10 protein-coding genes are annotated in these 11,040 nt (G+C 30.8%); all 10 read right to left on the bottom strand.

The window, feature by feature from the left end; translation table 11 throughout:
* Nucleotides 1-774: 774 nt before the first annotated feature.
* Nucleotides 775-2,454, bottom strand: a complete 1,680-nt coding sequence (locus NG918_RS16445; RefSeq protein WP_252227125.1) for an AAA family ATPase — start codon at nucleotides 2,452-2,454, stop codon at nucleotides 775-777.
* A gap of 478 nt (nucleotides 2,455-2,932) precedes the next feature.
* Nucleotides 2,933-3,643, bottom strand: coding sequence for an MIP/aquaporin family protein (locus NG918_RS16440; protein WP_252227123.1), 711 nt, complete (start codon nucleotides 3,641-3,643; stop codon nucleotides 2,933-2,935).
* A 133-nt stretch (nucleotides 3,644-3,776) separates the two neighbouring features.
* Nucleotides 3,777-4,934, bottom strand: a complete 1,158-nt coding sequence (locus NG918_RS16435) for an iron-containing alcohol dehydrogenase (protein WP_252212198.1) — start codon at nucleotides 4,932-4,934, stop codon at nucleotides 3,777-3,779.
* Nucleotides 4,935-5,022: 88 nt separating this feature from the next.
* Entirely contained in the window at nucleotides 5,023-5,448 is a 426-nt protein-coding gene (locus NG918_RS16430) for a GlcG/HbpS family heme-binding protein (RefSeq protein WP_252212197.1), read from the bottom strand.
* A 17-nt stretch (nucleotides 5,449-5,465) separates the two neighbouring features.
* Entirely contained in the window at nucleotides 5,466-5,978 is a 513-nt protein-coding gene (locus tag NG918_RS16425; protein WP_252212196.1) for a cob(I)yrinic acid a,c-diamide adenosyltransferase, read from the bottom strand.
* Between the two features lie 21 nt (nucleotides 5,979-5,999).
* Nucleotides 6,000-6,359: a glycerol dehydratase reactivase beta/small subunit family protein gene (locus NG918_RS16420; protein WP_252212195.1), complete on the bottom strand. Its 360-nt coding sequence runs from the start codon at nucleotides 6,357-6,359 to the stop codon at nucleotides 6,000-6,002.
* Nucleotides 6,359-8,197 carry a diol dehydratase reactivase subunit alpha gene (locus NG918_RS16415; protein ID WP_252212194.1) on the bottom strand — a complete coding sequence of 613 codons (1,839 nt, stop codon included), beginning with the start codon at nucleotides 8,195-8,197 and terminating at the stop codon, nucleotides 6,359-6,361. The genes NG918_RS16420 and NG918_RS16415 overlap by 1 nt, the downstream gene beginning before the upstream one ends.
* A 27-nt stretch (nucleotides 8,198-8,224) precedes the next feature.
* Nucleotides 8,225-8,647 carry a diol dehydratase small subunit gene (locus NG918_RS16410; RefSeq protein ID WP_252212193.1) on the bottom strand — a complete coding sequence of 141 codons (423 nt, stop codon included), beginning with the start codon at nucleotides 8,645-8,647 and terminating at the stop codon, nucleotides 8,225-8,227.
* 21 nt (nucleotides 8,648-8,668) lie between these two features.
* Nucleotides 8,669-9,244, bottom strand: coding sequence for a propanediol/glycerol family dehydratase medium subunit (locus tag NG918_RS16405; RefSeq protein ID WP_252212192.1), 576 nt, complete (start codon nucleotides 9,242-9,244; stop codon nucleotides 8,669-8,671).
* 17 nt (nucleotides 9,245-9,261) lie between these two features.
* Nucleotides 9,262-10,926, bottom strand: coding sequence for a propanediol/glycerol family dehydratase large subunit (locus NG918_RS16400; RefSeq protein ID WP_252212191.1), 1,665 nt, complete (start codon nucleotides 10,924-10,926; stop codon nucleotides 9,262-9,264).
* Nucleotides 10,927-11,040 lie beyond the last annotated feature (114 nt).

Raw genomic sequence — 11,040 nt, 5'->3', positions numbered from 1 at the left:
TACATCTCATGTTAATGTTATAATCACTAAATCACAATAATATTATTAAACGAATTTAAATACATCTCTTATGTTAGTGTTAGTTAAAGGTATATTCATCTACTATTTTAATTTTTTATTACTTTGAATTTTTATTTTTTCAATCTCAATTTTAAAATCTTCTTGACTAGTTTTTTATTTAATGTTTTTATTATTTTTCATTCCATATCCTCCTTATATTTTCATTTAATAAAATTTCATTGTTAAATAAGTTTATGTGGTATAGTAATAATTATTAACTCATTCATACTTTTTTATTCTATAATTTCTTGTTGTTTATAAAAAATAGGGGCCTTATCAGATTAGAGTTTTTCAAACTCAATCTGATAAGGCCTTTTTAATTTTCAAAGATTTTATTCATTAAGTTTTATGTATTTAATTCTAAATAATTTATTTTTGAGTATAACAAATATAGGGTAAGCTAATATTATCCGTATTTTAACTGTTTTTCTTTAATTACGAAGCTTGCTAGCTCACCGTTGCGCCCTTTGAAGGGTTTTATTGATTAATATTATGCTCAAAAAGGAGAATTCAAATTAATGAATTCTCCTTTTTTCCGGCTAGTATCAAATTTATTTTGATACAGTCCCTAATAATGAGATTTTATTTTACTTTTCTTTATGAAATATCATCTAAAAATTATCTACTCATTTTCATATAAAATAGCACATTACTTAAAATACAGACTTCAAAATTACATTAATAATACAATATATCCTCTAGTAAAAATTCCTCTTACCCTTTAGTAACTTTAACTTCTTTACCTTTAAATACAATTGCTAGTTTTATTATATTTGTTATTCCTTTTTCTAAAAGTTCAGTTTCATATTTCTTTTCTTCAATTTGAGTTAAAGCTATATTAGTGGCCTCATCTATTGTAGCATTTGAAAACTCACTTACTTTCTTAAACTCTATTATAACTCCCAGTTTTGAAATATTTTTGGGGATTATCATTACATCATATCTTCCATATCCACTTTCTTTATTTGACTTCACTTCATATTCATCACTTATAGATATGAGCATACCAAGTACAAACGCATGATATACTTTTTCAGGCTCTTTACCAGATACATCAAAATAACTTATATTATTTACAACAAATTCACTAAATACCTCATTAAAAATTTCTACATCACCAGATATTAGTGAATTTATCATAGCTATATATTTTTCATTGGTCATTGATTCCTTAAACCACTTTTTAATTAAATTTTCATAAAACACATGAACTTCTTCATTTGGGATCTTAAGTTCACAATACACTCTACCCCTTTTTACTTCCGTTTTTACTGATTTCAGATATCCACTTAAGGTTAAAAAACTCCATAAATTTTCATTTGATTCCTCAACTTCACTCATTATTATATTATCATCAATAATTTTGTTTATAGAATTTCCTCTTATTAACTCTTCTAATTCAACTTTTATGTCACTATTTCCCTTAAGTAATAATCTCTTTATCAAATCATTACTGCTACTATTAATCCAGTAAGGTCTAAATCCCTCTCCACAATTTTTTATATAATTTAAAACAGACCAAGGATTATAAATAGTTTCTCCACCAAATTTATATCCATTGTACCATATTTTCACATTTTCTTTATCATAACTTAAATTATAATAGTTTATTAGCTCTTCTACTTCATATTCTGTAAATCCAAATTTATCTTTAAAATTACATCCCAAAATTGTATCTACTTCTAAATTGTTTAAACCAGAAAAAACACTTTCTTTAGCTATTCTAAGAATTCCGGTAACTAGCGCTTTTTCTAAATATACATTGTCTTTAAGTGCACATGTAAGCATTATTCTCATAAAAGATATCATTTTTTCATAATAACCTTTTAAATATCCTTCTTGGATCGGCACATCATATTCATCTATAAATAACATAACTCTATTATCATAATGCTTATGCATACATTTCATCAAAAAATTAACTCCATCACAAGTATCTGTAAATGAAGCACTTTTACTCAATATATCATAATATTTTTTCTTATCTAACTCGCTTAATTTATCACTTTCTAAAAGATACTCATGATTTTCAAATAAATTAGCCAATAATAACTTAATTCCTTCTTCAAATTTATCATAACTATCATATTGTTGATTTTTAAATGTAAGAAAAATCGTAGGATATTGTCCTTGTAACTTCATTATATTATCTTCATTTTCTATTTTTAACCCTTTAAATAAAGTTTTAGTTTTGTTCTTAGTTTTTATATCAAAAAAGTATTTAAGCATACTTAAATTTAGAGTTTTACCAAATCTTCTAGGTCTAGGTGTTAATATTACTTTAGATCCATTTTGCATAAATTCTTTTATAAGTAAGCTCTTATCTACAAAGTAATTATCATTTTCTATTAATTCTTTAAAATCTGATAATCCTACACTTATGTTTTTTTTCAATGTATGCACCTTCCTTCTTCTATTATTTTCTATTTAAATGCCATCATCTCAAAGTTAATCAATCCATTATTAGAGGAACCCCTTCAACATATTTTATTTAAATACATCCCATGTTAAAGTTAATCATTGAAAATAAGCTATTATTGAAATTTAAAAAATCTTCTAATACAGTAATAGTAACACATTACAAAAATTTTACCAAGTGATTTGAAAATGTTAGCTACATCATTTATCATCTTATAAATTTCTTCAATTTGATTATTCTTTTGTGTATTTTATTTCCTGTGAATATTTAATTATAAAAGAATAAGAGCCTACATTACATAGACTCTCATTCGTATCTCATATTAATTTTTAAGCTCTGTACTAAATATGTATTCGTATATTCAATAAGTTAAGTTCAATTACTCAGTTCACTTTACTTATGTATACATGAACACTTTGCTAAGATAGATCTTATTTTAAAAATACACTAATCTTAGAATATACTTACGTAAATTAAAGCTCCTGCTATTGCTCCTAATATTGGTGCTACTACTGGTATCCATGCATAGCCCCAATCTGAAGTACCTTTATTTGGTACTGGCAATAAAAAGTGAGCAAGTCTTGGTGCTAAATCTCTAGCTGGATTTATAGCATATCCTGTTGGACCTCCTAAACATAATCCCATTGCTAATATTATTACGCCTATAGCTACTGGTTGAGTTCCATTTACAAATGGTTGTGCTGTTGTTCCCATTATTGCAAAAACTAATATAAATGTTCCCACAAACTCAGTTATAAAGTTAAATACAGGTTTTCTTATTTCTGGAGCTGTACAAAACACTCCTAATTTTGTAGCTTGATCTTCAGTTTCTTGAAAATGATTATAGTAAGAAACAAGAACTAAAGCTGCTCCTATAAATGCTCCTATAAGTTGTGCTGCTATATACATTGGAACATCAGCCCATGCAAATTTTCCAACAGTAGCTAATGCTATTGTAACTGCAGGGTTAAAATGCGCTCCACTAATATTTCCAAACATATATACTGGAATTGCAACAGCTACAGCCCATCCGCTTGATATAACCATCCATCCTGAATTTTGACCCTTTGTTTTCTTAAGTATTACGTTAGCTACAACAGCATCTCCTAATAATACTAATATTAAAGTTCCAAACATTTCCGCAAAAAATGTTGCCATGTTCATTATATTAGTCCTCCTAAAATCTTATGTTTTTCTATTAATTTATCTTATGAATTTATATAATTTCATTTAAAGAACCCCTTTAAAAGTAAAGGGGTTCTCATAATAGTTATGTATTATCTACTTTTTAATTATCTTAAAATGCAGCTTTAAATATTGCAACTATATCTTTTTCGTTTCCTTTTCTTGGGTTACTGAATGCATTACCATCTTTTAATGCCATTTCAGCCATGTATTCGAAATCTTCTTCTTTTATTCCCATTTCTTTTAAGCTTGTAGGAATTCCGATATCAGTTGAAAGTCTGAACATAGCATCTATAGCTTTTTCTGCTGCTTCCATAACTGATAATCCTTGTATGTTTTCTCCCATGAATTCTGCTATATCAGCAAATTTTTGTGGGTTTGAGATTAAGTTGTATTTTTCAACATGTGGAAGAAGCATAGCATTAGCTACTCCATGTGGCATGTCGTATAATCCACCTAGTTGGTGAGCCATAGCATGAACATATCCTAAGTTAGCATTGTTGAATGCCATACCAGCTAATAATGAACCGTATGCCATGTTTTCTCTTGCTACTAAGTTTTCACCTAAAGCAACTGCTTGTCTTAAGTTGTTTGATATTAATTTTATTGCTTGTATAGCAGCAGCATCAGTTACAGGGTTTGCATCTTTTGATACATAAGCTTCGATAGCATGAGTTAATGCATCCATTCCTGTAGCAGCTGTTAAACCTGCAGGTTTTTTAACCATTAATTCTGGATCGTTGAATGAAGCTAATGGTAAGTTTCTCCAGCTAACTATAACATATTTAACTTTAGTTTTAGTGTTAGTTATAACACAGTGTCTTGTAACTTCACTTGCTGTTCCAGCTGTAGTGTTAACTGCAACTATTGGTGGAAGAGCTTTAGTTAAAGTTTCTATTCCAGCATATTCATAAAGATCTCCTTCATGAGTAGCAACTATACCAATACCTTTACCACAGTCATGAGCACTTCCGCCTCCAACTGTAACTATCATATCACATTTTTCTTCTTGGAATATTTTTAATCCATCAGCAACATTAGTATCTTTTGGATTTGGTTCAACTGCATCATAATATGCAACTTCTATTCCAGCTTCTTGTAATGATTTAACAGTTAATTCTACTGCTCCACCTTCCATGCTTCTTAAAAATTTATCTGTTACTATTAGAGCTTTTTTTCCGCCTAATATTTGACATCTTTCTCCTACTAATTTTACACATCCAGCTCCCATAAAGTTAACACTTGGTACTAAATAATCGTACATTCTCATTGTAAATTCCTCCTATTAGTTAATCATATATTTAATCTTTTATATATTAATTTAAAATATATTTGCATTGTTAATACTATAGATATTTTTACTTGTTAAAAGCATCTACTGCAGCTTGAGCTATAGCCATATCTTCTTCTACAGTTCCACCACTTACTCCAACAGCTCCTACAACTTGACCATCAACTATTATTGGTAGTCCACCGCCAAATGGAACTATTCTGCAATTGTTTGTAAGTTGAAGTCCATAAAGACTTTGTCCTGGTTGTACACATTCAGCTATTCCATGGCTTCCTTGCTTTAAACATGCTGCTGTATAAGCTTTGTTTATTGCTATGTCAATGCTTGTTATGAAAGCATCTTCCATTCTGTGCATTAACATTAAGTTTGCTCCAGCATCTACTGCTGCAAAAATTACTGGTACATTCATGCTAGCTGCTTTTTCTTCTGCTGCTTTAGCCATTTCTTTTACTATTTCTAAGCTTAATTGTTTTATTTCATTTAACTTTTTCATAAATTAATCCCCCTAAACTATTTTTCTTCATTATATCTAGCAAATGCATATAAAACGTCTGATAGTCTATTTATATACATTTTAACTGGCTCATTAACATGTTCCTCTTTACTAAGTGTAGCAATTATTCTTTCTGCTCTTCTAGTTACAGTTCTTGCTACATGTAAAGCTGCTGATATTTTATTTTTTCCTGGAGTTACAAATCCATTAAAAGGTCCTGCAAGCTCCATATATTTATCTATTAGAACTTCTAGTTTTTCTATATCTTCATCTGTTATTACTTCTTTTAAATATGTTAATCCCTTTTCATCACTAGCAAGTTCTGCACCTAATACAAATAATTTCTTTTGTATTTCTTGGAGTGCATTTTTTTCTTCTTTATCTTCACTCTCAGCATAAGCTAAGCCAATGAATGAAATAACTTCATCAACAGTTCCATATGCTTCAACTCTTAAACTATCTTTATCTACTCTACTGCCACCATATAAAGCGGTAGTTCCTTTATCACCTGTTTTAGTATAAATTTTCATAATACAACTACTCCTTATACTCTACTTAAAAGCAATTCCCTTAACTAATCTTCCTGCATTAGCTCCTAAAGCTCTTAAAACTTTATCACCATCATCTAGACTAACAGTAAACAAAGGTTCATATTTTTTAAGTTTATTTAAAGTTAATGTTACTTTTCCACTTTTATCGATACCTATACCTACTGCTAATTTTGAATCTTGTGAAGCTATATGACTAAGCTCTTCTGAACTTAAGGAATCTTCTTTACTTGATACCTTACAAGGTATTCCTTCTTCTTCTAATCCCCATAAAATTTCATTGAATATAGTTAAGTCTTCTAATGTTGAACAATGATAAAGACATATGGTTGGCATGTCATATTTAAAATGTCTCATCATCATTACTTAATTTCTCCATTTCCATTAAAAGCTAATACAAGTCCTGTAGCTACAGCATTTCTTGGACCTTCTGTTCCTCTGATATTTCCTCTTCCAGCTACTACTCCATATTGTGATAAAGCATTAGTTACTACTTGAGGAACTTCGAAATCTAATGAAGATCCACCTACTAATACAACAAATTCAATGTCTCTTATATTTCCTGTAGGTGATACTATTTTTAATGCTCTTAAGCAGTTAGTTACAAACACCTTTTCTTTAGCACATTTTCTTATGTTCCTAATTTTTTCTAAAGAATTTTGTCCATCTATTGGCACAAGCATTCCATCTTTTAAGATTACAACCTTAGCAAAAACTTCTGGTTCTAATGGCTTTTCGAAAAACTCTACTGTTCCATCTTCATGTCTTATATGGAATAAGCTTTCTACCTTTGCTAATGGATGTTTTTTAATATCTTCAGCTAAATTGAAATCCTCTAATCCAAGTTCTGACTTTATAAGCATAGTTACCATGTTACCTGCTCCAGCCAAATGGATTGAACAAATTTCTCCTTGCTTATTTATTATTGATGCATCAGTAGATCCTGCTCCCATATCTAAGATTGCAAGTGGTGTACTACTCCCTGGAGTTGTTAATGCTCCTCTTATAGCCATATCAGCTTCTACTCCGCCAACTTCAACAGGAACATTTAATTGTCCTTGTAATTTATCTGCAATCATCTGCATTTGAAGTTTATCAGCTTTAACCATAGCAGCTATTCCTACTGCATTTTCCATTGAGAATTCTGCTGCAAGACCACCTTTTACCATTTGAGGTATAAAAGTATCAACTGCTAATAAGTCTTGAATTGTGATATCTGATATTTTTTGCTTTGTAAGATTTGCCATTACTTGTCTTACTCTTTCTAACATTCCACCAGCATTTGTACCAGCTTCGCCTTTAACATCTTGAATTGGAACACATAAGTTAACTGCATCCATTATTTTTTCTGCACCATGCTCTACATCTACAACTTCTTTTCTTTTTAATCCATTTATATGGATTTTACCTGCAGGTATACTTTTTTCTTGAACATCACCTTTAGGTGTTTTTATTACTACTGCAGATCTATTTCCTATTAAAGCTCTAGATATTGGTACTATCATTTTTGTTTCTTCTGATGTTAAATTAAACACTGTAGCAATACCGTATGGATTAGATAAAGTTTCAACAACATCACCTTGTGCAGCAACCTCTACTGCAGCTTTCATTCCTACTGGAACTTTTTCTAAAAACATTACTTCATCTACTATAGGTATTTTCTTTTCTAATCTATTATTAATTAGAACTCCATCATCTCTTTGAACTATTGCTGATGTTATGTTTATACCTCTTTGAGTTGCAGCATTAATTCTAGCTGCAGCCTCTAAGAAGTTAACTCTATTTAAAATTAACGGAATAAATTGATTTTCTTCAATTTTATCTACTTCTAAGTTGTCTAAATCTTCAATATATATAGTTTTTCCTATTCCAGTACCTACACCACCTGGAGTAGATGGATTATGTCCAATCATTGTAGATTCTGTTATTATAGTTTCAGTAATAGTTTCCATAGCAACATCACCTATAACAGGGGCTGCTTCATTGATTCTAACCAAGTTCAAATCTTTAAGTTCTAAATTTACTTTTTTTAAAGCTCCTTTTAAAGAGGAAAATACTCCATCTATGTTTTCTTCAGTGCCTTTTATTCCTGTTGTTGGAACTATGCCACTTGAAAGAAACTCTACGTTTCCATTTTCAACCTTTGATAACGCCACTTCCGTTGTAGCATTACCAATGTCTACACCTGCAATTATTTTCATTAAATTTCCTCCTTAATTCAAAGCCAATTATTCTTGTCTTAACTTTTGTCTTGCCTCATAAACTTCAATAGCTTCTCTTACGAAATCAGCATTAACTTTTGCTCCATAAACTGTTTCAAGTTCTTCAGCTATTGCAAAAAGTTCTTCTTTTGTTGAACGATTTGGTCTTAATGCATTATATATTTCAAGAATTCTATCATCTGGAACTTTTATAAGTTCTGCTGCTCTTCTAAAGTTTCTAGCTATAGCATCTCTCTTCATACCTTCAGCAATTTGAGCTTGCATTTCTAAAGTTTCTGGTGATATTCTAACGTCTTCTGCTTTAATATCTCCTTTTAATACATTCTCTAGAGTTATATCTTGTAGATTTTTTCCTGTTGGTGTCTTTATGCTTTCAGGTCTTTTTGTAGCCAAAGGATAATCTTGTGGATTCATTTTTCTTTGTTCCATAAAAGTTATTCTCCCTTCAAATTAAAATTTAACTTCAATTTCTATTGGTTTTGCTCCAATTTCTACATGTTTAGTTTCTTTTATGTGAAATAGGGCAGCTATTGCCATAAACTTAGGTCTAACCATTTGATCATTCTTTGTAGGAACTGGTGTTGGTGATTCTCCCTTAGCATATTTTGCTGCATTCTTTCCTATTAATCTATAAGTTTCTAGTGTTAATAGTGGTGCTTGTGGGAATAATTCTAAGTTATTTAAAGGAAGTAAATCTTTTTGATGGATAACTGTTGTTCCTTTTGATTGTATTCCTATACCTATTCCTGATCCACTTAGTTTTGCTGCATCATTTGATATAAATGAAACGTCAGATGTTCTTATTACTCTAACAACACGAGCCTTTAGTCCTTCTTCTTCTATTCCAGCTATAATTTCTGTTAATATATCATTGTGTGATACATTAACTAATGTCTTGCTTTGAAACTTAAGGAAAGCTGGTGCTAATCCTATAACAACTTCATCTACCTTAGTTCCAACTTTTGCTTCTCCTACTTCAGTAAGCTGAAGCTTTGGTATAACATATTGATTTGTTGTATTTTCCATATTGCTCACCTCTACCCTTACTCTATATCTTCTGGTTTTATTACGTTAGGGATGTTCTTTATTTCTTCCCATCTCTCTGGACTAATTCTATAACCAGTTCCTGGTCCCATATAGTCATTTTTATCATTAACTGCACTTATAACATCAAAATCATTATCTAATATAGCTGATGTTTGTAAATAGTCTCCAGTTACTCTTTGCTTAAGCATGTTTAATATGTTACCTGCAACATCATCAAATCCACCAGTGCTTAATGCTTTAACTATATCTAATCCACTTACTCTCTTCTTAAGCATTTCTTCTGCTGCCTTTAAGTCTTCAACTATATTTCTTTCAGGCATATCTTTACTTCCATGAGCATAAGTTGCTGCTTCAACTTCTTCATCGGTTATAGCAGGGAAGCCTAATTCTCTAAATACTGCTTGTATTGCTTTTGCTGCTTTATTTCTAATTGCAATTGTTTCTTCTTCTGATACTGGTCTTAATCCACCATCTACCATTAAGTCTCTTTGAAGAACGTTGTAATCATCAAAGTCTTCAGCATCAAAGTTTGAACCTGCAAACATGTTATCATAGTTTGGAACTGCACTATATCCTGAGAATATGAAGTCTGTTCCTGGTAGCATTTGCATTAATGTTCTTGCTGTTCTTCTTATATCTGAATGTGAGAAAGTTTGGTCATTTGCTGACGCAACTTCTATATCAAGCATTGCTGCTATTAAGTTTTCAGCAAGTACTGCTCTTATTCCTGATGGAACTGCTCCTGTCATACCTATACAACTAACTGCACCATTTTGAAGTCCTTGAACTCCAGCACCCTTAGTTATATATATACATCTTGACTCTAGGTAAAGCATTGATTTTCCTTCTGAATATCCCATTAATGCTTCTGAACCTGTACCTGATGTATATCTCATTTTAAGACCTCTTGAAGCATAAGCTGATGCTAAGAATGCCTTTGACCATGGAGTATCATCTCCATCTGTAAATACTGCTTCAGTTCCATATACTGAAACTGTTTCTGCATAACTTGTAAGTCCTCTCATACCAAGGTCAAGTTCTGTAGCTTCTTCAACTGAACATTGAGTTAAAACTCCTCCACGACCTACTTGTGAACCTATTAATATAGCTAATGCATTAAATGGAGCATATCTAACTATACCAACTGTAGTTTCTTGTTCTGAAAATCCTCTTATCCCTGCTTCTGCTGCATCTGCTGCAATTTGAACTGGGTTATCTTTTAAGTTTGTAACGTGACATTGATTTGAAGGTGTTTTTCTTGCTCTCATTTTTTGAAGAGCCATCATCATTTCAACAACATTCATGTGTGACACAACTTCTACTACCTTAGCTGGAGTTATAGATGTTGTTATGTCAACTATCTCATCTCTACTAACATTTATATCTACAAGTTTTCTTGCTATTTCTACTGAATCTAAACTCATAGCTTTTTCTGCATTTTCTAAATTGATTGCATAGTCAGCTATAAATCTATCTATCATATCAAAGTCTTCTCTTTTTTTGTTATCTAGCTCTACTACTGTTCCATTTTCAATTTTTATTGAAGATTTTGGATCGTTAGCGCTATTCATTGCTACTAACCCTTCTTCTGGCCATTCTCCAATAAGACCATCTTGATTTACAGGACGCTTAGCTAAAACCTGGAATCTTTTTGATTTCACTTGCATTTCCTCCCCTGAACATAACATTTTATATTTTGACTTTAAGTTATGTTTGCTTTGTTATTTTTTTATCATGATTTGATTGTACTAAATTTTCTGACAAAACTCATTGCA

This window comes from Clostridium sp. ZBS2, assembly GCF_023845855.1.
In the GTDB taxonomy this organism is placed as follows: Bacteria; Bacillota; Clostridia; order Clostridiales; family Clostridiaceae; genus Clostridium; species Clostridium aquiflavi.
This window is presented reverse-complemented; position numbering and strand designations above follow the sequence as displayed.